At 58.4% G+C, this 25,665-nt stretch carries 26 protein-coding genes; 20 read left to right on the top strand and 6 right to left on the bottom strand.

The genetic code is table 11. From position 1 onward, the window contains the following. Positions 1 to 10: 10 nt before the first annotated feature. The 4 genes from clpA to AB4Z23_RS13630 all read left to right on the top strand — a co-directional run bounded on the left by clpA (position 11) and on the right by AB4Z23_RS13630 (position 4,806). Positions 11 to 2,527 carry an ATP-dependent Clp protease ATP-binding subunit ClpA gene (gene clpA / locus AB4Z23_RS13645; RefSeq protein WP_421476385.1) on the top strand — a complete coding sequence of 839 codons (2,517 nt, stop codon included), beginning with the start codon at positions 11 to 13 and terminating at the stop codon, positions 2,525 to 2,527. Positions 2,528 to 2,685: 158 nt separating this feature from the next. Then, positions 2,686 to 3,444 carry an AzlC family ABC transporter permease gene (locus tag AB4Z23_RS13640; protein WP_013636011.1) on the top strand — a complete coding sequence of 253 codons (759 nt, stop codon included), beginning with the start codon at positions 2,686 to 2,688 and terminating at the stop codon, positions 3,442 to 3,444. Beyond that, on the top strand, positions 3,441 to 3,785 hold the full coding sequence (locus AB4Z23_RS13635) for an AzlD domain-containing protein (protein ID WP_421476383.1): 345 nt from the start codon (positions 3,441 to 3,443) through the stop codon (positions 3,783 to 3,785). Before AB4Z23_RS13640 ends, AB4Z23_RS13635 begins: the two co-directional genes overlap by 4 nt. Positions 3,786 to 3,855: 70 nt before the next feature. After that, positions 3,856 to 4,806 (top strand): phosphatase PAP2 family protein, encoded by a 951-nt coding sequence (locus tag AB4Z23_RS13630; protein WP_421476381.1) that lies wholly within the window; start codon positions 3,856 to 3,858, stop codon positions 4,804 to 4,806. On the opposite strand, the gene AB4Z23_RS13625 is transcribed toward AB4Z23_RS13630, so the two are convergent. Then, positions 4,785 to 5,675: a LysR family transcriptional regulator gene (locus tag AB4Z23_RS13625; RefSeq protein ID WP_421476379.1), complete on the bottom strand. Its 891-nt coding sequence runs from the start codon at positions 5,673 to 5,675 to the stop codon at positions 4,785 to 4,787. The genes AB4Z23_RS13630 and AB4Z23_RS13625 overlap by 22 nt on opposite strands. Before the next feature lie 110 nt (positions 5,676 to 5,785). Between AB4Z23_RS13625 and AB4Z23_RS13620 the strand changes: the two genes are divergently transcribed. Next, a complete protein-coding gene (locus AB4Z23_RS13620; RefSeq protein ID WP_441360284.1) occupies positions 5,786 to 6,637 on the top strand; it encodes an urea carboxylase-associated family protein in 852 nt (283 codons plus the stop codon). 176 nt (positions 6,638 to 6,813) lie between these two features. Here the strand turns inward: AB4Z23_RS13620 and AB4Z23_RS13615 are convergent, their stop codons facing one another. The 4 genes from AB4Z23_RS13615 to AB4Z23_RS13600 form a co-directional block, all read right to left on the bottom strand. Next, positions 6,814 to 7,245 carry an HIT family protein gene (locus AB4Z23_RS13615; protein WP_111789258.1) on the bottom strand — a complete coding sequence of 144 codons (432 nt, stop codon included), beginning with the start codon at positions 7,243 to 7,245 and terminating at the stop codon, positions 6,814 to 6,816. Positions 7,246 to 7,371: 126 nt separating this feature from the next. Next, positions 7,372 to 8,571 carry a GNAT family N-acetyltransferase gene (locus AB4Z23_RS13610; RefSeq protein ID WP_421476375.1) on the bottom strand — a complete coding sequence of 400 codons (1,200 nt, stop codon included), beginning with the start codon at positions 8,569 to 8,571 and terminating at the stop codon, positions 7,372 to 7,374. Continuing rightward, on the bottom strand, positions 8,568 to 9,308 hold the full coding sequence (locus AB4Z23_RS13605) for a glycerophosphodiester phosphodiesterase (RefSeq protein WP_112752820.1): 741 nt from the start codon (positions 9,306 to 9,308) through the stop codon (positions 8,568 to 8,570). Before AB4Z23_RS13605 ends, AB4Z23_RS13610 begins: the two co-directional genes overlap by 4 nt. Continuing rightward, the gene (locus tag AB4Z23_RS13600) at positions 9,305 to 9,775 is read right to left on the bottom strand and encodes a RidA family protein (RefSeq protein WP_003512829.1); all 471 of its coding nucleotides are present in this window, start codon (positions 9,773 to 9,775) and stop codon (positions 9,305 to 9,307) included. The genes AB4Z23_RS13605 and AB4Z23_RS13600 overlap by 4 nt, the downstream gene beginning before the upstream one ends. Positions 9,776 to 9,891: 116 nt before the next feature. Between AB4Z23_RS13600 and AB4Z23_RS13595 the strand changes: the two genes are divergently transcribed. The 15 genes from AB4Z23_RS13595 to lpxB all read left to right on the top strand — a co-directional run bounded on the left by AB4Z23_RS13595 (position 9,892) and on the right by lpxB (position 24,216). Then, entirely contained in the window at positions 9,892 to 10,734 is an 843-nt protein-coding gene (locus AB4Z23_RS13595; protein ID WP_112681829.1) for a cell envelope integrity EipB family protein, read from the top strand. Positions 10,735 to 10,795: 61 nt separating this feature from the next. Beyond that, on the top strand, positions 10,796 to 10,921 hold the full coding sequence (locus tag AB4Z23_RS13590; RefSeq protein ID WP_003512833.1) for a hypothetical protein: 126 nt from the start codon (positions 10,796 to 10,798) through the stop codon (positions 10,919 to 10,921). Between the two features lie 6 nt (positions 10,922 to 10,927). Beyond that, on the top strand, positions 10,928 to 11,695 hold the full coding sequence (rpsB, locus tag AB4Z23_RS13585) for a 30S ribosomal protein S2 (RefSeq protein ID WP_003512836.1): 768 nt from the start codon (positions 10,928 to 10,930) through the stop codon (positions 11,693 to 11,695). 362 nt (positions 11,696 to 12,057) lie between these two features. Further along, entirely contained in the window at positions 12,058 to 12,984 is a 927-nt protein-coding gene (gene tsf, locus AB4Z23_RS13580) for a translation elongation factor Ts (protein WP_003512838.1), read from the top strand. 97 nt (positions 12,985 to 13,081) lie between these two features. Further along, entirely contained in the window at positions 13,082 to 13,804 is a 723-nt protein-coding gene (pyrH, locus tag AB4Z23_RS13575; protein WP_003502561.1) for a UMP kinase, read from the top strand. A gap of 66 nt (positions 13,805 to 13,870) precedes the next feature. Next, positions 13,871 to 14,428 (top strand): ribosome recycling factor, encoded by a 558-nt coding sequence (gene frr / locus AB4Z23_RS13570; protein ID WP_003512840.1) that lies wholly within the window; start codon positions 13,871 to 13,873, stop codon positions 14,426 to 14,428. Between the two features lie 64 nt (positions 14,429 to 14,492). After that, positions 14,493 to 15,236 (top strand): isoprenyl transferase, encoded by a 744-nt coding sequence (locus AB4Z23_RS13565; protein WP_003512842.1) that lies wholly within the window; start codon positions 14,493 to 14,495, stop codon positions 15,234 to 15,236. Then, complete coding sequence (locus AB4Z23_RS13560; protein WP_003512845.1) at positions 15,236 to 16,069, top strand: phosphatidate cytidylyltransferase; 834 nt, start codon at positions 15,236 to 15,238, stop codon at positions 16,067 to 16,069. The genes AB4Z23_RS13565 and AB4Z23_RS13560 overlap by 1 nt, the downstream gene beginning before the upstream one ends. Before the next feature lie 49 nt (positions 16,070 to 16,118). Next, positions 16,119 to 17,240 carry an RIP metalloprotease RseP gene (gene rseP / locus AB4Z23_RS13555; RefSeq protein WP_003512847.1) on the top strand — a complete coding sequence of 374 codons (1,122 nt, stop codon included), beginning with the start codon at positions 16,119 to 16,121 and terminating at the stop codon, positions 17,238 to 17,240. 199 nt (positions 17,241 to 17,439) lie between these two features. Next, positions 17,440 to 19,764 carry an outer membrane protein assembly factor BamA gene (gene bamA, locus AB4Z23_RS13550; RefSeq protein WP_019565536.1) on the top strand — a complete coding sequence of 775 codons (2,325 nt, stop codon included), beginning with the start codon at positions 17,440 to 17,442 and terminating at the stop codon, positions 19,762 to 19,764. A gap of 49 nt (positions 19,765 to 19,813) precedes the next feature. Further along, positions 19,814 to 20,881: a UDP-3-O-(3-hydroxymyristoyl)glucosamine N-acyltransferase gene (gene lpxD, locus AB4Z23_RS13545; RefSeq protein ID WP_003512851.1), complete on the top strand. Its 1,068-nt coding sequence runs from the start codon at positions 19,814 to 19,816 to the stop codon at positions 20,879 to 20,881. Continuing rightward, positions 20,874 to 21,341, top strand: coding sequence for a 3-hydroxyacyl-ACP dehydratase FabZ (fabZ, locus tag AB4Z23_RS13540; RefSeq protein WP_111803668.1), 468 nt, complete (start codon positions 20,874 to 20,876; stop codon positions 21,339 to 21,341). The genes lpxD and fabZ overlap by 8 nt, the downstream gene beginning before the upstream one ends. Further along, positions 21,338 to 22,153, top strand: a complete 816-nt coding sequence (gene lpxA / locus AB4Z23_RS13535; RefSeq protein WP_013636021.1) for an acyl-ACP--UDP-N-acetylglucosamine O-acyltransferase — start codon at positions 21,338 to 21,340, stop codon at positions 22,151 to 22,153. Before fabZ ends, lpxA begins: the two co-directional genes overlap by 4 nt. A gap of 3 nt (positions 22,154 to 22,156) precedes the next feature. Then, entirely contained in the window at positions 22,157 to 23,038 is an 882-nt protein-coding gene (locus AB4Z23_RS13530) for an LpxI family protein (RefSeq protein WP_441360283.1), read from the top strand. After that, positions 23,035 to 24,216 carry a lipid-A-disaccharide synthase gene (gene lpxB, locus AB4Z23_RS13525; protein ID WP_035198207.1) on the top strand — a complete coding sequence of 394 codons (1,182 nt, stop codon included), beginning with the start codon at positions 23,035 to 23,037 and terminating at the stop codon, positions 24,214 to 24,216. The genes AB4Z23_RS13530 and lpxB overlap by 4 nt, the downstream gene beginning before the upstream one ends. A 130-nt stretch (positions 24,217 to 24,346) precedes the next feature. On the opposite strand, the gene gltA is transcribed toward lpxB, so the two are convergent. Then, positions 24,347 to 25,636 (bottom strand): citrate synthase, encoded by a 1,290-nt coding sequence (gene gltA / locus AB4Z23_RS13520; protein ID WP_003496202.1) that lies wholly within the window; start codon positions 25,634 to 25,636, stop codon positions 24,347 to 24,349. Between the last annotated feature and the right edge of the window lie 29 nt (positions 25,637 to 25,665).

Below are 25,665 nucleotides of genomic sequence, written 5' to 3'. Positions count from 1 at the left end.
GGATCGCAACGTGCCAACTTTTTCCCCAAGTCTCGAGAAGGCGCTGCACCAGGCACTGACCTTTGCAAATGAGCGTCACCACGAATATGCGACGCTGGAACATCTCCTTCTGGCGCTGATCGACGACGCGGATGCCGCCGCCGTGATGGGCGCCTGTAATGTTGATCTCGATGCGCTGCGCAAGACTGTCAGCGATTATGTCGACAACGAACTGACCAACCTAGTGACCGGTTATGACGAGGATTCCAAGCCCACATCCGGCTTCCAGCGGGTTATCCAGCGGGCTGTCATTCATGTTCAGTCGTCCGGTCGCGAGGAAGTGACCGGAGCGAACGTGCTTGTGGCCATTTTCGCCGAGCGCGAAAGCCACGCTGCCTACTTCCTGCAGGAGCAGGAAATGACCCGTTACGATGCGGTCAATTATATCTCCCACGGCATCGGCAAGCGTCCGGGCACGTCGCAGACCCGCGCTCCGCGTGGCGCAGACGAGCCGGAGGCCGACCCCAAGGCTGCACGCAGCAATCCCGAGGAAGAAGGCTCATCCGCCAAGAAACAGCAGGATGCGCTGAAGGCCTATTGCGTCAACCTCAATGAAAAGGCGAAAAACGGCAAGATCGACCCGTTGATCGGCCGTCATGAGGAAGTCAACCGCACCATCCAGATCCTCTGCCGCCGCTCCAAGAACAACCCGCTGTATGTGGGCGATCCGGGCGTGGGCAAGACGGCGATCGCCGAAGGTTTGGCCAAGCGTATCGTTGAAGGCAAGGTGCCTGAAGCGCTGGCCAATGACACGATCTTCTCGCTCGACATGGGCACGCTTCTGGCCGGAACCCGCTATCGTGGTGATTTTGAGGAACGCCTGAAGCAGGTCGTCAAGGAGCTCGAGGAATACCCCGGCGCAGTCCTGTTTATCGACGAAATCCACACCGTCATCGGTGCGGGTGCGACGTCTGGCGGCGCAATGGATGCATCGAACCTATTGAAGCCGGCGCTGTCGTCAGGCGCGATCCGCTGCATCGGTTCGACCACCTACAAGGAATATCGCCAGTTCTTCGAAAAGGACCGCGCGCTGGTGCGTCGCTTCCAGAAGATCGACGTCAACGAGCCGTCGATCGATGATGCTATCGCGATCATGAAGGGCCTGAAGCCCTACTTCGAGGATTATCATCACCTCAGATATTCCAACGAAGCGATCAAGGCTGCTGTCGAATTGTCGGCCCGCTACATTTCCGACCGCAAGCTGCCGGACAAGGCGATCGACGTAATCGACGAAACCGGTGCGGCGCAGATGTTGCTGCCGGCGTCCAAGCGTCGCAAGCTGATCACGGAACGGGAAATCGAAGCAACCATCGCGACGATGGCCCGCATTCCGCCGAAGACCGTTTCCAAGGATGACGAGATGGTTCTCGCCAACCTCGAAAAGGAACTGCGCTCGGTCGTTTATGGTCAGGACATCGCCATCGAGGCGCTGGCCACCGCCATCAAGCTGGCACGCGCCGGTCTGCGCGAACCGAACAAGCCGATCGGCTCATATGTCTTCTCCGGCCCGACCGGCGTGGGCAAGACCGAAGTGGCCAAGCAGCTCGCCGCCTCGCTTGGTGTCGAGATGCTGCGGTTCGACATGTCGGAATATATGGAGCGCCATACCGTCTCGCGTCTGCTCGGTGCGCCTCCCGGTTATGTCGGCTTCGATCAGGGCGGTCTCTTGACCGATGGCGTCGATCAGCATCCGCATTCCGTGGTGTTGCTGGACGAAATCGAGAAGGCCCATCCGGATATCTACAACATCCTGTTGCAGGTAATGGACCATGGCTCGCTGACCGACCATAACGGCAAGAAGATCGACTTCCGCAACGTCATCCTCATCATGACGACCAATGCGGGTGCTTCCGAAATGGCGAAATCGGCCATCGGTTTCGGTTCTTCGCGACGCACGGGCGAGGATGAAGAGGCGATCAACCGCCTGTTCACACCGGAATTCCGCAACCGTCTGGATGCGATCATTCCGTTCTCGCCGCTGCCGACTGCCGTTATCCACAAGGTGGTACAGAAGTTCGTCATGCAGCTCGAGACGCAGCTCTCCGAGCGGAATGTCACCTTCGATCTGCACGAAGACGCGATCTCCTGGCTGGCGGAAAAGGGTTACGACGAAAAGATGGGCGCTCGCCCGCTGTCGCGCGTAATCCAGGAACACATCAAGAAGCCGCTCGCCAACGAAATCCTCTTTGGCAAGCTCAAGAAGGGCGGTGTCGTCAGCGTCACCGTCGGCAAGAAGGATGATGGTTCCGACGGCCTCAAGCTCGAGGTTCTGCCGGAAACAGCGCCGGTAAGGCCGAAGCCGGAAGCAGAGCTCAATGCTGCCAAGTCTCCGGGCAAGGCGTCTAAGGCCAAGGCGAAGCCCGCCTCGAAGGCAGCGATTGCCAATGAGGAAGCGGATGTTCTGGTTGCCGAGGCGAGCAAGCCCGACGAGGATAGCAAGCCGCGCCGCAAGGCGAATACGGTGCCGAAGGTGCCGAAGAAGAAATGATAACGGTCTTCCGACCGACAAACGGTGCCGGGCGAAAGCCCGGCATTTTCATGCCTGAAGCGCGTCGCATTTTACCGGATTCGTGAAACGCGCTTTATTTTTCTCATCATTCCGAAACCGCTGCGCACTTTCGGACGACATGCATTAGTGGACCAGCAATGCAATCAGCAGACAGCGATACCATCCCCCTGCGCGGCTGGTTTTTCAGGGGAATGCGGGGCATATTCTCGCTGCCCTCGCTCATTCTCATGACATCCTTTGTCGGTTTCAGCGCCTTCGCGCTGGAATCGGGCGTTCAACGTGGGGAAGCGGTGTTTATGACGCTGGTTATCTGGGCTTTGCCGGCCAAGATGATCCTGATCGGCTCGATGGTCGGCGGCGCCAATCTTGCCGCGTGTTTTCTGGCGGTGACGCTGTCATCGGTGCGAATGATGCCCATGGTTGCCTCCATCGTTCCGGAGATGCGTGGCGCAAAAACGCCGACATGGATTTTGTTGTTCCTCTCCCACTTCGTGGCGATCACAGCCTGGGTCTTCGCCACGCAAAATCTTTCCAAGATACCGCGCGAAGCACGGGCTGCGTGGTTTGCCGGTTTCGGCATTACCCTTACCGTCGTCAACGCTATCATTGTCGGCCTTTGTTACGGCGTCGTCGCGGCTTTTCCACCCCTTGTCGCAGGCGTGCTGTTTTTTCTGACGCCTGTCTATTTCATAGCGTCGATCTGGGCGACCGCCCGCCATTCCGTCGTCAAGGTCGCCTTCATCATCGGTGTGATCGCGGGGCCGGTCTTTGCGGTAATCGCGCCGGAATTCGACATTCTCTATGCCGGGATCGGTGGCGGCACGGTGGCTTATCTGATCGACCGTTTTGTCTTTCGTCGAAAGATCATTCCCGTCTCACCGGAGAGCGAACCATGATGACCGAACAGTGGTGGGCGCCCTATCTCTTCATCGCCATTGCCGGCTGGCTGGCGACCGATCTCTGGCGCTGGCTCGGCGCGCTCGCCGGCAACCGGCTGAAGGAGGATTCCGAGGCGCTATACTGGGTGAGGGCAGTCGCCACCGCGCTCGTGATGGCCGTCACCGCCAAGCTGATCGTCTTTCCAACCGGAACGCTTGAAGCTTCACCGCTATGGCTACGCATCGGCGCGGCAGCACTCGGTTTCACAGCGTTCCTGGCCGCCGGCCAACGTGTCATTGTCGGCGTAGCCGTGCCCATCGCACTTTTGGCAGCCGGGTTGTTTGTGCTCGGTTTTTAGTACTCGTCTTATCCGAATATTAAGCGCTCTACTCTACTTTACTGCTGGCTTGAACCGGGGCGTCAATTCAATGCGACTATTTGCGGCAGAACGTTTTGTACTTGTCTTTATCGCCATCTTGTTCTTAACAGATGCAGTATTGATCTTTGCCAAAGGTATTCATGTCGATTACGCCGGATATTTTTTATGCGGACTCGCGGGTGCCGGCATTTTTATCCTCGGTCAGTTCTATCGCACAAGCGGCCGCGATCTGCGCATAGCCGCCGCTCTGATTTCTGGTGGACTGTTCATTCTGTTTACGCTTGTCGCGTCCGTCTTTAATTACATGTTTCTGCCCGTCTCTTTCCCGGCAATCGATCACTTGCTTTTCCGCGTGGACGCGGCCTTCGGTTATAGCTGGACAGGCATCGTTATATGGGCTGCAACATACCCATGGATCGGAAAAATCCTGTTTTTGGTCTACGCGACGTCGTTGCCACAGCTTTTGGCAATAATCATAATTCTGGGCTTTACCGGCAAGGACCGGATGCTGCACCAGTTTCTGGTAACAGGGGTGCTTGGGGCCTTTACGAGCATCATCTTCTGGATTTTTTTTCCAACCTATGGAGCCGCAGCATATAACGAACTCCCACAATGGGTTTTGGAAACCATTCCCATAGCACTTGATCCTGCGTACGGTCGTGAGACCATAAGGCTGGGTCAGGAGGGAGTAGCGTATATATCTCCGCGAAACGTTTTAGGTTTAATCAGTTTCCCATCGTTCCACACCTTCATGGCGGCGATGTCCGTCTGGTTCGTTCCGCGTCACTGGTTGGTGATGGCGGTGATCTTGCCGATCAATATCTTGATGTTGCCCGCTGTTCTCGTTCAAGGCGGTCATCATCTGTCTGATATTTTCGGCGGTCTCGTCGCGTTTGCAATCGTCTGTGCAGCTTCAGCCTGGCTGCTCAAGTGGCTTTCGGTAAGGGAAAGAAACGGAGAGAAGGCTCGCGCTTCGACTCAAGTCATCGCGGCGGAGTAATCGTCCCGGTTTTCGCTCTCGCGCGCTTCAGCAACAAGCCAGTCCGACAGGAGTCGGGCTGATGCGGTCATCTCTTCTGCTTCAATCAACCAGTAATATTTGTCCGCATCGGCCGCCCGATCGAAAAGCACGTTCAATTGACCGTCAGCGATTTCGTCGCGAAGAAGCGCTGTCGGGCAAAGGCCGATGCCGTGTCCCGCCTTGAGAGCGGTCACGAGCAGATTGAAGTCCGCAAAGATTGGGCCCGTGCCCTGGAACAGGGATAGGCCAGCAGTCGCCAGCCAGTCCCGCCATGCCGTCTCGGTGGCGTCATGCAGCAATTCCGCCCGCCGCAGGCTTGATACATCGTCGAAGGGACCGGACTTCGTGGCGTAAGCGGGCGCGCATGTCGGGCGCGTCTCGGCACTGAAAAGCGCCACGGCTTTTTGCGCAGGGCGTGGGCCGTGGGTGATGCTGAGATCGGGCTGCGTGGTCTCATTCCTGCCGGAATAGCTGATTGAAACCTGTATGTATGGATAGAGCGCGCGGAAACGGGGCAGGCGGGGTGTCAGAAAATGCGCAACCACTGAAGGCAGGCTGGCCAGACGAACGGTGATGCGGTTTCGGCCCCGGCTGATCCGTTCCGCACCGGAAGCGATCTGCCCCAAGCCGGACGAAACCGTCATGCCGAATTCCTGACCCGCCGGTGTCAGTCTCACGCCTCTCGCATGGCGCTCGAAAAGCGGCGCGCCGAGCCATGTTTCCAGATTGCGCACATGCTGGCTTACGGCCGCCGCCGTCATGCCGAGTTCCTGCGCGGCCAGGGAAAAACTTGTCCTTCTGGCCGCAGCTTCAAACGCGCGGAGGGTGGCGAGCGGTGGCAGTTTCATGATGCTGCGAGGCTAAGTCAGACTTGGTCTGAGCGCAAGAAAAACCCGTCTTGTCATCACGCCATTCGTGCCGCAATTTCGCGTCACATTTTCATCCATCCGAGGATTTCATGACCCCCTTGTCCGCCGCCGAACCCATTGATGCCGCCGCGCGCCGCGCCGTCCGTCCCGTCGTCGTTTATCCGAACGGCACACTTCAGACACCGGACCTTGCGCGTCTTGAACAGGCTAAAAAAGCCATGGTGAAGATAGACGAAGTCATCGTGCCACCGCGCGAGGGCGGCACTTTCAATGTTCCGAAGGGACACTTTTTCCGCATCGTCAGCACCGAAGGCCCGCAGGTGGGGGATTTGAATCTCTGGAATGCCCATGATCTGACGGAGCGCTTTTTCAGCGGCAAAACCCGCGCCCTGCATGCGACCCATGTTTCCGTAGGCAACCGCCTGTGGAGCAATCTGCCGTCCCTGCGACCGATGGCGACCATCACCCGTGATACTTTGTCATGGTATGGCTGGGATGAAGATGGCGGTGGCGTGCATGATGTGATCGGCACCCGGTGCGATCCCTACACCAACAAGCTGTTGAGCGGCGGCGACTATCACCATTGCTGCCATTCGAACCTCACCAATGCGCTCGCCGCGGCCAAAGGCCTGTCATTCGGCGAGGCGGAACCGCATGTACACGATGTTCTGAACGTCTTTATGTGCACGGGTTTCACCCGCGATACGCATCAGTATTTCATGAAGGCAAGCCCGGTGCGGCCGGGCGACTATCTGGAACTCTTCGCGGAAATTGATCTCATCGGCGCGCTCTCCGCTTGCCCCGGCGGCGATTGTGGTGCCAGCCATTCGAGCGACGCGGTTCCGTGCTATCCCCTGAAGGTGGAGATATTCCGGCCGGATATGGCGGTGCTTGAAGGCTGGCCCTGGCCGGAGAGGAATGCCTATCGTCCTGTGGAGTGATGATAAACACCACGGTCGTTATGCCGGACTAGATCCGGCAACCAGCCAAGGCGCGTCTGCGCCGAGAGGAGTATTGCGCGATCAAGGACTGGATCGCGCCGCACCCCGGATAAGCTCCGGGGTGACGGTGTGCGGATGCCGCCATTCTGCCAAACGCGCGGGCGTCTTGGCAAACATCACGAGGCAAGTGCCGCCTTTATCTTTTCCGCATGGGCCTTCAGCACTTCGCCATCGGCCATAGCGCCGGAATGCGGCTTCAGCGGTTCGCCTTCCTTGCGCGGAATGACGTGGAAATGCAGGTGGAACACGGTCTGGCCAGCCGCCGGTTCGTTGAACTGGGCGACAAAGACGCCATCAGCGTCGAAGGCTTCCTTTGCTGCGACTGCCAGTTTCTGCACCACGGCAATGGTCTTTGCCAGTACTTGCGGGTCGGCATCGAGCAGATTGCGCGAGCCGGTTTTCGGAACGACCAGAAGATGGCCGGGTGCCTGCGGCATCACATCCATGAAAGCCAGCGTATGCTCGTCTTCATAGAGCTTGTGGCTCGGAATTTCGCCGCGCAGGATTTTCGCGAAGATATTGTTGTCATCATAGGCGCTGGCGGTCATCGGTGGTCTCTCCTCGTAACGGACTAAAACATGTCGCCTAAAAGCGTGTAGCGGTTTTGCGATAACGACATGCGACAAAACAAAGGCATAAAGCGTGGGCAGCGAATCTGAAAGATCGCGATCGCTTTATGCATCCGGCTCGTGTTCCTGTCGCTCACCCTTGCGGAAGGGCGTGTGGTCTTCCAGGTAGTCGCCAATATGTTCGACCTCTTCACGCTCGCGCTGAAGATAATCGGCAATCGCGCGGCGCAGACCCGGATGAACGATGAAATGCGCTGAATGGGTGGTGACCGGCACATAACCGCGCGCCAGCTTGTGCTCACCCTGCGCACCCGCCTCCACCTGCTTCAAACCCTTCGACAGCGCGAAATCGATCGCCTGATGGTAACAGACCTCGAAATGCAGGAAGGGATGGTCCTCGATACAGCCCCAGTGTCGGCCGTAAAGCGCATCCGAGCCAATGAAATTGATTGCACCGGCGATATAGCGTCCCTCGCGTCTGGCCATGATCAGCAGAACGTCATCAGGCATGCGCTCGCCGATCAGCGAATAGAATTCCCGCGTCAGATAGGGCCGTCCCCATTTGCGGCTGCCGGTATCCATGTAGAAGGCGAAGAACTGGTCCCAGATCTCCTCTGTCAGGTCGCTTCCGGTCAACCAGTCGATCTCGATGCCGTTTTCCAGCGCTGCCCGACGTTCCTTTTTCAGCCCCTTGCGCTTGCGCGATGAAAGGGCATCAAGAAAATCGTTGTGATCGCGATAGCCGTCATTGATGAAGTGGAACTGCTGATCGGTCCTGTGCAGGAAGTCCCGGGGCAGAAGCGCGGATAGGTCGGCGTCTTCCAGAAACGTGACATGCGCGGAAGAAACGCCGATCTTTTCCGTCACCTGGACAAGGCCTGATGCCAGAAGCGGTTTGAAGCGCGTCTCGTCTTCGGTTTCGGATACCAGCAGCCGCGGCCCGCTCGCCGGCGTAAACGGCACCGAACATTGCAGCTTCGGATAATAATGGCCGCCGGCTCGCTCAAAGGCATCCGCCCAGCCATGGTCGAAGACATATTCGCCCTTGCTGTGGTTCTTCAGATAGGCCGGAACGGCTCCGACAAGTTCGCCCGACCCGTTTTCGAGAAGCAGATGGTGCCCAAGCCATCCGGTCTTGGCAGTGGCCGATCCGGAATCTTCCATCGAGGATAGAAATGCGTGGGAAATGAAAGGATTGTATGGTTTTCCTGACACATTGCGTGATGTTCCGGAAAGCCGTTTCCAGCTGTCCGGATCGATATCCCTCAGGGATTGCGCAACGCGTATGGAATAGTCTTCTGTCATGCCGTGGCGGAGGGGTTCTCTCTCGGGTCGAAACCTTCGAATGTCATCTGATCCGCATATTTATAGGTAGTCTCGCGCGCATTTTCATCCCTGACAGTCCAGGTAATCACGGGAAGCCCAAGTTTTCTTTGCGCCTCGATGAAACTGTTGGGCAAATGACCCCAATGATAGGAGATGAAATCAACACCGATCTGCATCGCCTCGTCGTGTTTGAAGAAGTCTTCCGGCTTGGCGCCTTCGGCGGTAAGGCCGAGCGGCCAGGGCGAGCCTGCAGCCTTCAGGTCTCTGAGGAGGTGATGGTCGAAGCTCATCAGCGCCACCTGGCCCTTGTAGCCATCGAGATCTTCCAGCACCGCTTCGGCAAACCCGTCATCGACGCCTTCGCCCTGACGTCCTTTCAGTTCGATCACCAGCGGCACCTTGCCGGCGCATAGCGCCAGAAGCTGTTTCAGCGTCGGTATGCGGTCCTTGGTCTGACCGACCGAAAGCAGAGACAATTCACTGGCGGTATGTTCGCGCACGTCGCCCTTGATACCCGTCAGCCGGGCCATGTCGTCGTCGTGAAAAATCACCGGCACGCTATCGGCGGCCAGCTGCACGTCGCATTCGATGGCAAAACCAGCGTCGATGGCGCGCGAAAATGCGGATAGCGTGTTTTCCCATACCGCCTTGTTCAGGTCATGATAACCGCGATGGGCGACGGGCTGGGCGGTAAGCCAGGAAAGTTTAAGGGTCATACGTCGATTTCCACGATCGCGTCGATCTCGACGGCGGCATTGAAGGGCAGGCAGGCCATGCCGACGGCGGCGCGGGCATGCTTGCCGGCATCACCCAGAACGTTGGCGAGCAGATTGGAGGCGCCGTTAATGACGAGATGCTGTTCAACGAACTCCGGAACCGAGGCAACGAAGCCGTTCAGCTTGAGGATACGACGGATTTTCGATAGGTCGCCGTTCAAGGCAGCCTTGACCTGTGCGAGAATGTTGACGGCGCATAATTCGGCGGCGCGCTGGGCGGTTGCAACGTCAACATCGCGGCCAACGAGGCCCGTCACCGCAATCTTGCCTGATTCCATCGGCAGTTGACCCGATACATAAAGAAGATTGCCGCTGATGGTGAACGGAACGTAGTTTGCGGCAGGTGCTGCCGCTACGGGAAGAGTAAAGCCCAGTTCCTTGAGGCGGCCTTCGATGACATCAGACATTTTCGTCTCCGGTTTTGTTGTAAATCCTTCAAGAATCCGGCATTCAGAAGATGTTGATCCAAAAGCCGGGCGGTTGCTTGTACAATATGAGCAGCGAGTCCAACAGGAGATATTGAATGTTTGTCAGGACGCTTGGTTTCGTTGCCGCCACAGGGCTCATGACCGGCCTGTCGAACGGTGCCAATGCCTTGCCCGTCACGGTTCCGGACCTCATCGCCCATCGCGCCGTCTACGATCTCGAACTCAAGGACGCGACGGATCGTTCCGGTATCGAGGGCATGACGGGCCGAATGGTCTATGAATTCACTGGCTCTGCGTGTCAGGGTTACAAGACGGATTTCCGTTTCGTGACACAGATCAACACCGGCGACGCGGTCCGCATGACCGACCAGCAGACGACGACCTTCGAGGACCTGGCGGCCCGGAAGTTCACCTTCGAGACCAAGTCCTACACCGACGACAAGCTGGACAAGGAAGTGCAGGGCGCTGCAGTCGACAACAAAGAGGGTGTGAAGGTTGATCTAACCCGCCCGGACCCCCGTCAGATCGATCTCGTCGCCAGCGAATTTCCGACCGAGCACATGTTTCAGGTCATTGAAAACGCCAAGCAGGGAAAGCGCATCTTCGAATCCCGTATTTTCGACGGCTCGGATGACGGCGATGAAAGCCTGATCACTTCGACGCTGGTCGGCAAGGCGCAGATGCCGAAGGACGGCGATACTGAGGCAGGCAAGGCGGGCGAATTCGGCAAAGCCGCGTTCTGGCCGGTGACGATCGCTTATTACAACGACAAGACCGGCACCGACGCCCTGCCGATCTACCGCATGTCGTTCAAGCTTTACGATAACGGAATCACCCGCGATCTGACGATGGATTACGGCGATTTCGTTCTGACCGGCAAGCTCGCGAAGCTTGATATCCTCAAGCCGGAAACCTGCGAAAACAAGCCGGTTCGCTAAAAGACGGACCGTTTGCGTGGTTTTTTCGCAGAAATGCTTGCTTTTTATCTGAGGCGACTGTATGCGCCTCACCATTCCACACGCGAAGCTTGGGATGTTCCGGGAGAAATCCGGTCCGTTCCGCCCGGTGGTGTCGATGAAAATCGGCGCTGTTCGCTTCGCGGGGGTTAAACCGGAAAAGGAGTAACTAGGCATGGCATTGCCCGATTTTTCTATGCGTCAGCTTCTGGAAGCTGGTGTTCACTTTGGTCACCAGACACATCGCTGGAACCCGAAGATGAAGCCGTACATCTTCGGCGACCGTAACAACATCCACATCATCGACCTGGCTCAGACCGTTCCGATGCTGTCGCGCGCCCTTCAGGTCGTGTCCGACACCGTTGCTCGTGGCGGCCGCGTTCTGTTCGTCGGCACCAAGCGTCAGGCGTCTGAAATCATCGCCGACAGCGCAAAGCGTTCGGCCCAGTATTACGTCAACTCCCGCTGGCTCGGCGGCATGATGACCAACTGGAAGACGATCTCCAACTCGATCCAGCGTCTGCGCAAGGTTGACGAGATCCTGAACTCGGAAGGCACCGGCTATTCCAAGAAAGAGCGTCTGACCCTCGAGCGCGAACGCGAAAAGCTTGAAAAGGCTCTCGGCGGTATCCGCGATATGGGTGGCGTTCCGGACCTGATGTTCATCATCGACACCAACAAGGAAAAGATCGCGATCGAAGAAGCCAAGCGTCTTGGCATTCCGGTCGTTGCGATCATCGACTCCAACTGCGACCCGGATCACATCGACTACCCGATCCCGGGTAACGACGACGCATCGCGCGCCATCTCGCTCTATTGCGACCTGATCGCCCGCGCCGCCATCGACGGCATCCTGCGTCAGCAGGGTTCGTCCGGCCGCGACATCGGCGCTTCGGAAGAAGCTCCGATCGAGCCCGCGCTCGAAGACGAGGCTGGCGCCTGATATAGGCCCTGTCTGGCGGCGATTTCGTGTCGCCGTCTCCTCGACCAGGATATGACAAGGCCGTCAAAGACCTTAAATGGGTTGACGGCCTTGTTCGTTTCAAACCGCTCCGTCGGGGCTTCGGTGAAGTCTCTGGCGTTTTGATGCGGATGAAATCCGGTGGCAGCCTTCATAACGCTGTCACACTTGAGCGGCACCCATCGTTTCGATGTATGGAGACGCCGCAGCACTTGGGAATGCGCATGCCCCTTTCCTGAAATCGTCCCGGTTTCAAAGGGTGTGCGGCCGGGTACACTCATCACCCAGAACTTCGGCACGGCGAATTCAGCCGGCTGACCGATCGAACCGATAAGAGGCAAACAATGACCGAAATCACAGCCGCAATGGTGAAGGAACTGCGCGAGAAATCCGGCGCAGGCATGATGGACTGCAAGAAGGCTCTTGCTGAAACCAATGGCGACATGGAAGCGGCGATCGACTGGCTGCGCGCCAAGGGCATCGCAAAGGCCGACAAGAAGTCTGGCCGTACGGCTGCCGAAGGTCTGATCGGCGTCGCCACCATGGGTCACAAGGCTGTTGTTGTCGAACTCAACTCCGAAACCGACTTCGTTGCCCGCAACGACGCGTTCCAGGATCTCATTCGCGGCATCGCCCAGGTAGCGCTCTCCACCGACGGCACCGTTGAAGCCGTCAGCGCCGCCACCTATCCGGCAACCGGCAAGTCCGTTTCCGACAGCATCAAGGACGCGATCGCCACCATCGGCGAGAACATGACGCTGCGCCGTTCGGCAGCACTCGAAGTCGAGCACGGCGTTGTCGCGACCTACATCCACAATGCTGCCGGCGAAGGCATCGGCAAGCTTGGCGTTCTCGTTGCCCTGAAGTCGGTCGGCGACAAGGCCGTTCTGAGCTCCATCGGCCGCCAGGTCGCCATGCACATCGCTGCAACCAACCCGCTCGCCATCCGCGCCGAGGAAGTTGACGCAGCCGTGGCCGAGCGCGAACGCAACGTCTTCATCGAGCAGGCCCGTGAATCCGGCAAGCCGGAAGCCATCATTGAAAAGATGGTTGATGGCCGCATGCGCAAGTTCTTCGAAGAAGTCGCTCTTCTGTCGCAGGCTTTCGTCATCAACCCCGACATCACTGTCGGCGCGGCCGTCAAGGAAGCTGAAAAGGAAGCCGGTGCTGCCATCGAAGTGACGGGCATGGTTCGCCTGCTGCTCGGCGAAGGCGTCGAAAAGGAAGAAAGCGATTTCGCAGCAGAAGTCGCCGCAGTCGCCAAGGGCTGATTATATTTACCCAATCTTGGGAAAACGGGAGGGCATCGCGTGACAACGCGGTGCCCTTCGTGTATCCGCGTTTCGGTTACATTTCCGAGGAGTCATGATGTCTTCCAAGCCGATCTACAAACGTGTTCTTCTCAAGGCTTCCGGTGAAGCCCTTATGGGCGATCAGGGTTTCGGTATCGATGTGGCGGTTGCGGACCGTATCGCCTCCGATATTGCCGAGGCGAGGGCGATGGGCGTTGAAGTCGGCGTTGTCGTCGGCGGTGGCAATATTTTCCGCGGCGTTGCCGTGGCGTCCAAGGGCGGTGATCGCGTTACCGGCGACCATATGGGCATGCTGGCCACCGTCATCAACGCGCTGGCGCTCGCAACCTCCCTGCGCAAGCTCAGCATTGACACCGTCGTTCTGTCCGCAATTGCGATGCCGGAAATCTGTGAGAGCTTCTCGCAGCGTGCAGCGCTCCACCATCTGGCGCAGGGCCGTGTGGTGATTTTTGCCGGCGGCACGGGCAACCCCTTCTTCACAACCGATTCCGCTGCAGCGCTGCGCGCCGCGGAAATGGGCGCGGAAGCAATCTTCAAGGGCACCCAGGTGGACGGCATCTATTCCGCCGATCCGAAAAAGGACCCGACAGCCACCCGTTTCGACGAGCTGACCCACAGCGAAGTGCTCGGCAAGGGACTGGCGGTCATGGATATTGCAGCTGTCGCGCTTGCCCGCGAGAATCACATCCCGATCATTGTTTTCTCGATCCACGAGAAGGGCGGTTTCGCGCAGATATTGACCGGCGGCGGCCGCAAGACCATCGTGCACGACAAATAATCAAAAAACGATGTCGCCCCTGTGGCGTATTCCGGCCGCCACGGCCGATAGAGATGGAGTATCAAGATGAGTGGTATTGACCTCAACGATATCAAGCGCCGCATGGATGGTGCCATCAATGCATTCAAAAGCGATATCGCATCGCTGCGCACCGGCCGCGCTTCGGCCAACATTCTCGATCCGGTGACCATCGAGGCCTATGGCTCGCGCGTTCCGCTAAACCAGGTCGCAAACATCACGGTTCCGGAGCCGCGCATGCTCGGCGTCAACATCTGGGACAAGTCGATGGTGAACGCCGTCGACCGTGCCATCCGCGAATCCAATCTCGGCCTCAACCCGATCGTTGATGGTCAGAACCTGCGTATCCCGCTGCCAGAACTCAACGAGGAGCGCCGCAAATCACTCGTCAAGGTAGCTCATGACTACGCCGAGAAGTCCAAGGTGGCGATTCGTCACGTGCGTCGCGATGGCATGGATGGTCTGAAAAAAGCCGAAAAAGACGGTGATATCGGTCAGGACGAAAGCCGTGGACAGTCGGAAAAAGTGCAGAAAATCACCGACGACACGATTTCGGAAATTGAGCGCTTGCTTGGCGAGAAGGAAAAGGAAATCATGCAGGTCTAGTATCGCTTGCGATAGACCTGTATTTTATTCGTTTTAATTCCACGCTGCCTGTTACTGGATCGATATGCCGACGACGACACGTTCCTCAATACCCGAGCACGTCGCCATCATCATGGATGGAAATGGGCGATGGGCAAAACAGCGCGGTCTTCCGCGCGTGATGGGGCATCGCCGCGGGGTCGAGGCTGTGCGCGAAACGGTGCGTGCGGCCGGCGACTGCGGTGTCCGCTATCTCACACTTTTCGCGTTCTCGTCGGAAAACTGGCGCAGGCCCGAATCCGAGGTCAGCGACCTGATGGGGCTCTTGAAGGCTTTCATTAGGCGCGACCTTGCGGAACTGCACCGCGAAAACGTGCGTGTGCGCATCATCGGCGATAGGCAGGGGCTGAAAAACGATATCCGCAGTCTTCTCGAAGAAGCGGAACATATGACGGCTGATAACACCAGGCTGACGCTGGTGATTGCCTTCAATTACGGCAGCCGCGACGAGATTGCCCGCGCGACAATGGCGATTGCCCGCGATGTCGCCGAAGGCCGGCTGGATGCAGAATCGATCACGCCGGAGATTATTTCGGCAAGACTTGATACATCAGGCATACCGGATCCTGATCTGATCATCCGCACCAGCGGCGAGGAACGGCTGTCGAACTTCCTGCTCTGGCAGGCCGCCTATTCCGAGTTCCTGTTCGTTCCCGAATATTGGCCCGACTTCGACCGGCAGCGGTTTTTTTCCGCAATCGAGCAATATGCAACGCGTGATCGCCGTTTTGGCGCTCTGGCCGAGCAGGTTGCCGTGGCAGGCGCCTGATGAGCCGTGAACTCAGACTGCGGATCATATCCGCAATCGTCATGGCGGCGGTCATTTTGGCTGCGACCTGGTATGGCGGCATTCTGTTCCGCATCGTGGCCGGTCTGCTGGCGATCCTCATCTATTATGAATGGGCGACAATCACCCGCATGTCGGAAACCAATTCCACCGGCAATGCCTGGGGCTGGTTTGCGGTTGCCGTCATCGCCGGCAACACGATTTTCGGCGAACCTTCGCTCGACCTGCCTCTGCTCTCTGGCTTCACGCTGACGGCGGCACTTTTTCCCGTCTTGCGTGGCAGAAACTGGTGGCTGGTGGGCGGCATCGTTTATGCGGGTCTGAGCGGCATATCGCTGGCCGCCATTCGCGGTGATGAGCTGACCGGTTTCGTCGCCATCCTGTTCATTTTCGCGGTCGTCTGGTCGACGGATATTCTCGCTTATTTCGTCGGGCGCGCCATCGGCGGGCCAAAACTTGCGCCGTCGATCTCACCGGGCAAGACTTGGTCAGGCGCTATCGGCGGAGCGGTGGCCGCATTGATCGGCGGCGGCGCGGTGTCTCTTGCCTATCACGGCAGAATCAGCCTGCTGCTGCTTGGGCTCGCTCTCATTCTTTCGGTGTTCAGCCAGATAGGCGATCTCTTCGAATCCTTCGTGAAACGGCGTTTTCAGGTCAAGGATTCGAGCCATCTCATTCCCGGCCATGGCGGCTTTATGGACCGGGTTGACGGTCTTGTTTTCGCCTGCTTTACGGTATTCCTCATTGCTTTCGTGCATGCGGCGGCAACCGGCGACGTGCCCGGATCGGGCGGCGGCCTGTTGCCGGGCTTTTAATCGGCGCGCAAGGTCATGAAATAAAGGGCAGATTGTCATGAACACAATAATGGCGGCGACCGGTTTTCTGACCGGCTATATCGTGCCCTTCGTCCTCGTACTTTCCCTGCTCGTTTTCGTCCATGAAATGGGCCACTACCTTGTCGGCCGCTGGAGCGGCATTCGCTCCACCGCCTTTTCCATCGGTTTTGGCCCGGAGCTGATCGGCTTTACCGACAGGCACGGCACGCGCTGGAAGATTTCCGCCATACCGCTCGGCGGCTATGTAAAATTCTTCGGCGACGAGGATGCGTCCAGCAAGCCGGATAGTTCCGGCCTGTCGCACATGTCGCTTGAGGAGAGGGCGCAGACGCTTTCCGGCGCTAAGCTGTGGAAACGGGCGGCGACGGTTGCCGCCGGACCTATTGCCAATTTCATTCTCGCCATTCTCATCTTCGCGGTCCTGTTCGGTGTCTATGGCCGTATGATCGCCGATCCGGTCGTGGCGGAAGTGCGTGAAAACAGCGCGGCTGCGGCCGCCGGCGTGCACCCCGGTGACCGCCTCGTTGCGATCGACGGTGAAAAGGTCAAGACGTTCGAGGACGTACGCCGTTATGTCGGCATCCGTCCGGGCACGCCGATCACTGTGACCGTCGAAAGGGCAGGCGAGGAGCTGAAGCTGCCGATGGTTCCGACCCGCACCGAAACCACGGACCAGTTCGGCAACAAGCTGGAAATGGGCATCATCGGCATTGTCACCGACCAGAACAGCGGCAATTTCCGCCACATCGAGTATTCGCCGTCTGAGGCGCTGCTTGAGGGCGTGCGTGAAACGGGCCACGTCATCACCGGTACTTTCAACTACATCGGTAACCTCGTGACCGGGCGCATGAACGCCGATCAACTGGGCGGTCCCGTCCGCGTAGCACAGGCTTCGGGCCAGATGGCGACGCTCGGTATTTCGGCCGTCATCCAGCTTGCAGCGGTTCTCTCCGTATCGATCGGTCTTTTGAACCTGATGCCTGTGCCGGTTCTGGACGGCGGACATCTGGTGTTTTATGCAATCGAGGCCGTCCGCGGCAGACCCCTTGGTGCCGGTGCGCAGGAGGTTGCGTTCCGTATCGGCATGGCAATGATTTTGGGTCTTATGGTTTTTGCAACATGGAATGATATCAGCAGCTTGATTGGCTGAGGATAGTGTTTTAACGGTTTTGTTAGTCGATTGTTTACCCTGTTTTTATCCCGAAGTGGCGAATGCGCCACTCTGGATCACGAAGTAAACAGAATTTAACGTTCTGACTTGCTTGTAGGGGAAAAGCAGGTAAAACGACGCACATGGCCGGAGTCGGGTTCCGCCCGCTGAGGGACAACGTAAAAAGGTAAGAATTGAAATGAAGGCTGGTTCAAGATTTTTGAACGCGGTGTCGGCGGTTGCGCTGTCTGCTGGTGTTTCTTCGGTTGCGGGCCTCGGCGTGCTTGCCTCTGCTGGTGTTGCGAATGCAGCCGTCATCAGCAAGATTGATGTTCGCGGCGCTGAGAGATCCGGTGCGGACTCCGTACGCTCCAACATTACCATTGCGCCGGGTAAGAACTTTTCCAATTCGGACATCGATGAATCGGTGAAGCGTCTTTACGCCACCGGTTACTTCTCGAATGTCTCCATGCGCGTTTCCGGCAGCACGCTGGTTGTAACGGTCAACGAAAACCAGCTCGTCAATCAGGTGGTTTTCAACGGTAACCGCAAGATCAAGGACGACAAGCTCGCTGGCGTCGTGCAGACCCAGCCGCTCGGCCCGTTCAATCAGGCAATCGTTACTGCCGATATCGCGCGCATCAAGGAAGCCTATTCCGCGATCGGCCGCAGCGACGTCGAAATCACCACCCAGACCGTTTCCGTTGGTCAGGGCCGTGTGAACATCGCTTTCGTCATTAACGAAGGCGAGCGCACGAAGATCGGCCGCATCGATTTTGTCGGCAACAATTCCTATAGCGACGGTCGTCTGGCCGCTGTCATCAATACCAAGAAGTCCAACATGCTGTCGTTCCTGACACGCAAGGACGTCTATAACGAGGACAAGCTGCGCGCCGACGAAGAGGCGCTGCGCCAGTTCTACTACAACCGTGGTTATGCTGACTTCCGGGTCGTGTCGTCCGACGCGGTGCTTGATGAGTCCAAGAACGAATACACCATCTCCATCACTGTTGACGAAGGCAAGAAGTACGACTTCGGCAACGTCGCAGTCGAATCGACTGTTCCGGGTATTGACGGCTCCGAGCTTCAGGGTCTCGTGGAAACCCGCCAGGGCGCTAGCTACAGCGCCAAAGAAGTCCAGCAGAGCATGGAAGCGATTTCCAAGCGCGTTGCCGGTGAGGGGTATCCTTTCGCCCGTGTAACGCCGCGCGGCGACCGCGATATGTCCGGTAACACCATCGGTGTGACCTACATCGTCGATCAGGGCGAGCGCGCCTATGTCGAGCGTATCGAAATCCGTGGCAACACGCGTACGCGTGACTACGTCATTCGTCGCGAGTTCGATATTTCCGAAGGCGATGCTTTCAATCAGACGGTCATCACGGCTGCCAAGCGCCGCCTTGAAGCGCTCGGTTATTTCTCGAAGGTCAATGTCTCGACTGCCGGCGGCAGCGCGCCTGATCGCGTCGTCATCGTTGTCGACGTGGAAGATCAGTCGACTGGTTCGTTCGGTATCGGTGCGGGTTACTCGCAGAACGACGGTGTGCTGCTTGAAGCATCGATCGAAGAGAAGAACTTCCTCGGTCGTGGCCAGTACATTCGTCTCGCCGCCGGTGCGGGTGAAGACGATGCACGCAGCTACACGCTGTCCTTCACCGAGCCGTATTTCCTTGGTTACCGTCTGGCCGCAGGTTTCGACCTGTTCAAGAGCCAGAGCCGCAGCGAAGACTATTACGATTACGACGAGCAGGGCTTCGCACTGCGCGTGACGGCGCCGATCACCGAGAACCTCTCGACGACGTTCAAGTACACCTACAAGCAGCTCAACTACGACGGTGAGGGCGATTGGGAAACCGGCAGCAATCTTGCCGAGCCCTATAAGGCTCTGATCCGTGGCGGTGACTGGACACAGTCCATCATCTCCAACACGCTGAACTACAATACGCTCGACGACCGCAACATGCCGCGCGAAGGCTGGCAGGCTGCCTTGACGAACGAATTTGCAGGCCTCGGCGGCGATTCCGAATATTACAAGATCTACGCCAAGGCGCGCTTCTACTACACGCTTTCGGACGAGTACGATGTTATCGGCTCGCTCACCGGTCAGGCGGGTCACGTTGTTCCGACGGGCGACAATCTGCTGGTGTTCGATCAGTTCAAGTTCGGTGGTCGTCAGGTTCGCGGCTTCAAGAACGATGGTATTGGCCCGCGTATCGGTTCCGACTCCATCGGCGGCACGACCTACTTCGCGGCTTCTGCTGAAGTCACGGCTCCGATGCCAGGTGTTCCGGAAGATTTCGGCCTCCGTCTCGCCGGTTTCGTCGATGCCGGTACGCTGTACGGCAACAAGGTTGCCAACAGCGCAGGCGTGAAGGATGACAACTCCATCCGCGCATCCGCCGGTATCGGCGTGATGTGGGCATCGCCCTTCGGCCCGATCCGCGTCGACTATGCGGTTCCGATCGCCAAGGAAGACTACGACGAGGAACAGCGTTTCCGGTTTGGCATGTCCAACACTTTCTGATATCGGCAGTCCAGAACTGCAACTTTGAACGTTCTGGAGTGTCCGGCTAATGGAATACAACGCGTTTTTTCCGCCCCACGAGGGACTGCGATTGAAAGACATCGCAGACCGTTTTGGGGCGGAACTGTCTGATGAGGCGGCGGGAGAACGGATCATCAGGTCCGTTGCGCCGGTCTACCGCGCAAAACCCGACCAGCTCTGCTATATTCTTTCTCGCAAAAACCGCGATGAGTTGCCGACCTGTGAGGCTGGCGCCGTCATTTGTGACGCTGCACTTGCGGATATGCTGCCGTCTCACATCCCGGCGCTGATATCGAAAAACCCGCACACGCTTTTTGCGCAGGTAGGTGCCTTGTTGCATCCCGCCGCGATGCGTCCCGGTACGATTGTGGTGATGGAAGCTGAAGTTTCCCATACCGCGCATGTCGATCCGTCTGCAAAGCTGGAAGCTGGCGTGATTGTCGAGCCGCTCGCCGTGATTGGCGCTGGTGCCCATATCGGCGCCGGTACGCGGATCGGGCCTGGTGTCATCATCGGCGCGGATGTTCAGGTGGGGCGTGATTGCACGATTGCCGGCGGCGCGAGCATTCTTGCCGCTCTCATCGGCAACAATGTGATTATTCACAACGGAGCGCGCATCGGTCAGGACGGGTTCGGTTATGCGCCCGGTCCGCGCGGCATGCTGAAAATCGTGCAGATCGGCCGGGTTATCATTCAGGATAATGTTGAGATCGGCGCTAATACGACGATCGACCGTGGCACGATGGACGACACGGTCATCGGCGAAGGTACCAAGATCGACAATCAGGTTCAGATCGGCCACAACGTCCGCATCGGCCGCCATTGCGGCATCGTCAGCAAGGTCGGCATTGCGGGCAGCACCCGCATCGGCGATGGTGTGATGATCGGCGGCGCGGCGGGTATCAACGGCCATATCACTATTGGTGACGGCGTGCAGATTGCGGCGATGAGCGGTGTTGTCGCCGACGTTCCGGCCGGCGCCCGTTATGGTGGGACGCCAGCGCGTCCGATGAAGTATTTCCTGCGCGACATGGCCGATATTCTGGCGCGCGCTGAAGGGCGTGATAAAAAAACAGGAGAAAAAAACGATGGCTGAAGAAACCAAGACGACGCTCGCCGCGGCTGACATTCTGGAAGTCATGAAGCTTTTGCCGCATCGTTACCCGTTCTTGCTCATCGACAAGATCATCGAGATCGATGGTAATAATTCGGCGATTGGCATCAAGAACGTGACGGTCAACGAACCGCATTTCACCGGTCATTTCCCGGATCGCCCGATCATGCCGGGCGTTTTGATCGTCGAGGCCATGGCCCAGACGGCAGGTGCGATCTGCGCCCGCAGCCAGGGTGAGGGCGGTTATCTCGTCTATTTCATGACAATCGACAACGCGCGCTTCCGCAGACCCGTCGTTCCCGGCGATCGTCTGGAAATTCACGTGGTCAAGCAGCGCCAGCGGGGCAATGTCTTCAAATTTCATTGCGAGGCCAAGGTCGAAGGCGCGCTGGTGGCGGAAGCTGACGTCGGTGCGATGATGATCCCCGAGGACCAGCAATGAGCACTATCGCGGCTTCGGCAAAAATTCACCCGACCGCCGTTGTCGAAGACGGCGCGGTTATCGGTGAAAATGTCGTCATCGGTGCCCTGAGCTATGTCGGCGCGAAAGTTACTCTGCAAGACGAGGTCACGCTGCACAATCATGCCGTCGTCTCCGGTCTCACCGTCATTGGCCGTGGTTCGGTCATCCATCCAATGGCCGTTATTGGCGGTACACCGCAGGCAATTCGCCACGATGGCTCGGAAACGACGCTCGAGATCGGTGCCCGCTGCATCATGCGCGAAGGCGTAACGATGAATGCGGGCAGCTCCGATGGTAGCGGCAAGACGATTGTCGGCGATGACAACCTGTTCCTCGCCAATTCGCATGTGGCGCATGATTGTCGCCTCGGCAGCCATATCATTCTGTCGAACAATGTGATGCTGGCGGGACATGTCACCATTGAGGACCGCGCTATCCTGGGCGGCGGCTGTGCCGTGCACCAGTTCACCCGAATCGGTCGTCAGGCCTTTATCGGCGGGTTGTCGGCGGTCAATTATGACGTCATTCCCTATGGCATGCTGAACGGTAATCCCGGCATTCTCGGCGGGCTGAATGTCGTTGGCATGACGCGTTCCGGTATCGACCGCGCGGATATTCACAAGGTCAGGCGCGTCTTCAAGCAGATCTTCGAAGGCGAAGGCGCTATCCGCAGCAATGCGGCTGCGATTGACCGCGCAGAATATCTCGATTGCCCCCAGGTCATCGAAATCCTCGATTTCATCGGTGCGGACAGCGACCGCGCGCTTTCCTCGCCAAACCGGGGCAAGTGAGCCGTGACAGGCGGCGGGCGTCTCGCCATCGTGGCCGGCAGCGGTCAGCTGCCGCTGCATGTCGCGGCGGCTGCGCGCGAGATGGGGGAGGACCCCTTCATTGTACAGCTACGCGATGATTCCCAGTTTGACTGGAGCGGTTTCGACAGTGCGGTGATTAGCGTCGGCGATGTCGCCGGGCTTGGTCGCCTGCTGCGCGAAAACCAGGTGGACCGCGTCGTGCTTTCCGGCGCCGTGGCGCGCCGCCCTGAATGGCGGGAAATCCGCCCCACGATCGGCATATTGCTGAAACTGCCATCCATCGTCCGCACCCTGCTGTCGAGCGGCGATGACGCCGTTTTGCAGATGGTCATCAAGGTCATCGGCACGCTTGGGGCAAAAGTCATTGGCGCCCACGAGATCGCACCCGGTCTGCTTGCTACGACCGGCCCTTTCGGTGCGCATAAACCTGCTGAAGACGATCTGCGCGACATACGCAAGGCCGCGCAGGCCGCACTGGCACTCGGCACGCTTGATGTCGGGCAGGGCGCAGTCGCCGTTGGCGGCCGTATCGTTGCACTGGAGGGCGTCGAGGGCACAGACGCGATGCTGGCGCGTGTCGCGGCATTACGCGCTGAGGGCCGCATCTCGACCCGTCGCAAGGGTGTTCTGGTGAAGCTCTGCAAGCCGCAGCAGGATATCCGCGCTGACTTGCCGACCATCGGCGTGGAAACGGTGGAGAACGCGCATAAGGCCGGGCTGGCGGGGATCGCCGTTGAAGCCGGGCGCGCGCTGGTACTTGATCGCGATGAGATGTTGAAGGCGTCAGATCAGGCCGGCATATTCGTCTGCGGTATCGATACGTCACTCGGTGAAGACATGATGGGCGGAGACATGGTGGGATGACGGCAACGTTGAAGGTGGCGGTTATAGCCGGCGAGGTATCGGGCGATCTTCTGGGTGCCGATCTCATCCGGTCCCTGAAAGGCCATTACTCGGGTTCTGTCGAGTTGATGGGCGTCGGCGGTGAGGCTCTGGAGGCGCAGGGGCTGGTTTCGCTGTTCGATTATTCCGAACTCTCCATCATGGGCTTCACGCAGGTTCTGAAGAAGCTGCCGAAGCTGATTTCGCGGATCAACCAGACTGCGCAGGCAATCATTGTCGCCAAGCCGGATATTCTGCTGATCATCGACAGCCCGGATTTCACCCATCGTGTTGCGAAAAAAGTCCGCAAACAATTGCCGCATCTGCCGGTCGTCAATTATGTCTGCCCCAGCGTCTGGGCGTGGAAGGAATATCGCGCCACCGCGATGTTGTCCTATGTCGATCACGTTCTGGCCCTGCTTCCATTCGAGCCGGAGGCGATGCGGCGTCTCGGCGGCCCGCCGACAACCTTTGTCGGCCATCGCCTCAGCGTCGATCAAGACGTGCTCTCCGTGCGGCAGAGGCGGGCTGAGCGGCCCCTGCCTGCCAACGGCGAACCGAAAACCATTCTGCTCCTGCCGGGGTCACGTTCCACCGAAACGACCCGGTTGATGGAGCCGTTTCAGGAAGCGGCAAAAGCCTATGTCGAGCGCAACGGCCCGACGAAGTTTCTGCTGCCGACAGTGCCGCGCCAGGAAAACCGCATCCGCGAACTGGCGGCAACATGGCCGCAGGATATCAGGCCTGAAATCGGCATCGATCCCGCCTTCAAGTGGAATGCATTTGCGCGCGCCGATGCGGCGATTGCCGCGTCCGGCACCGTTATTCTCGAGCTCGCTCTCGTCGGCGTACCGACCATATCGGTCTACAAGACCGACTGGATTTTCACGATGCTGAGCAAGCGGGTGAAAACCTGGACCGGTGCGCTTCCGAACCTGATTGCCGACTATGTCGTGGTGCCGGAATATTTCAACGAGGTGGTACGGGCAGGGTCGATGTTGCGCTGGGCCGAACGGCTCTCATCCGACACCACCGAACGGCGGGCGATGCTGGAAGGCTATGCTCTTGTGCAGGAGCGTTTGCACACCGAAGTGCCTCCTGGCGAAACCGGCGCCCTTATCCTTCTCGATGTGCTGAACAGCCGCAAGCAGCAAGGCTGAACCGGCAGCGATCCTCTCTGCTTCCTGGGGTTGGCAGGGCAGGTTTCGCTATTCTTCTCGATGATCATATCCAACAAAAAAGCCGGCGGATAAAACCCGCCGGCTTTTTTATGTTGGTTGGTTTCCCGGCTTAACGCTTGGAAACCGGAACGTAGTCACGCTTGCCGGCGCCCGTGTAGAGCTGGCGCGGACGGCCGATGCGCTGCTGCGGATCCTCGATCATTTCGTTCCACTGCGCGATCCAGCCGACGGTGCGGGCCAGTGCGAACAGCACAGTAAACATGGTCGTGGGGAAGCCAAGCGCCTTCAGCGTGATACCCGAATAGAAGTCGACGTTCGGGTACAGCTTCTTCTCGACGAAATAAGGATCGGAAAGAGCGATCTTTTCGAGTTCGAGCGCGACCTGCATGATCGGATCGTCGGAGTTGCCGGTGGCTTCCAGCACTTCGTACATCGTCTTCTGCATGATCTTGGCGCGCGGGTCGTAGTTCTTGTACACGCGGTGGCCAAAGCCCATCAGGCGGAACGGATCGTTCTTGTCCTTGGCGCGGGCAATGTATTCCGGAATGCGGTCAACCGTGCCGATTTCGTTGAGCATGTTGAGCGCCGCTTCGTTGGCGCCGCCATGTGCCGGACCCCAGAGGCAGGCGATGCCCGCTGCAATACAGGCGAACGGGTTTGCACCCGACGAACCGGCAAGACGCACCGTGGAGGTGGAAGCGTTCTGCTCGTGATCCGCATGCAGTATGAAGATGCGGTCCATGGCACGGGCCAGAACCGGATCGACCTTGTACTCTTCGCAAGGCACGGCAAAGCACATGTGCAGGAAGTTGGAAGCGTAATCGAGGTCGTTCTTCGGGTAAACGAAGGGCTGGCCGATATGGTACTTGTAGGCCATGGCGGCGATCGTCGGCATTTTCGCGATCATCCGCAGCGAAGCGACCATGCGCTGGTGCGGATCCGTAATGTCGGTCGAGTCGTGATAGAAGGCCGAGAGAGCGCCGACCGTGCCGCACATGACAGCCATCGGATGTGCGTCGCGACGGTAGCCGGTGAAGAAGCGGCTCATCTGCTCGTGCACCATGGTGTGGCGCGTTACGCGGGTGTCGAAGTCCTTCTTCTGCGCAGCCGTCGGCAATTCGCCGTAAAGCAGCAGATAGCAGGTTTCCAGGAAGTCGCCCTGTTCGGCAAGCTGCTCGATGGGGAATCCGCGGTGCAGAAGAACGCCTTCGTCACCATCGATATAGGTGATCTTGGATTCGCAGGAGGCTGTCGAGGTGAAGCCGGGGTCGTAGGTGAAGGAGCCCGTGTGCTTGTACAGCGTGGCGATATCGACGACGCTTGGTCCAATCGTGCCTTCCCTGACCGGGAGTTCGACCTGTTTTTCGCCAAGTGTCACTGTAGCGCTTTTTTCCGTCATACTGATCCTCCGAAAACATGCGGGTGGGG

Source organism: Agrobacterium sp. MCAB5 (assembly GCF_052114365.1).
Lineage (GTDB): Bacteria > Pseudomonadota > Alphaproteobacteria > Rhizobiales > Rhizobiaceae > Agrobacterium > Agrobacterium tumefaciens.
Note: the sequence above shows the minus strand (reverse complement) of the source record. Positions and strands in the feature narration are given on the sequence as shown.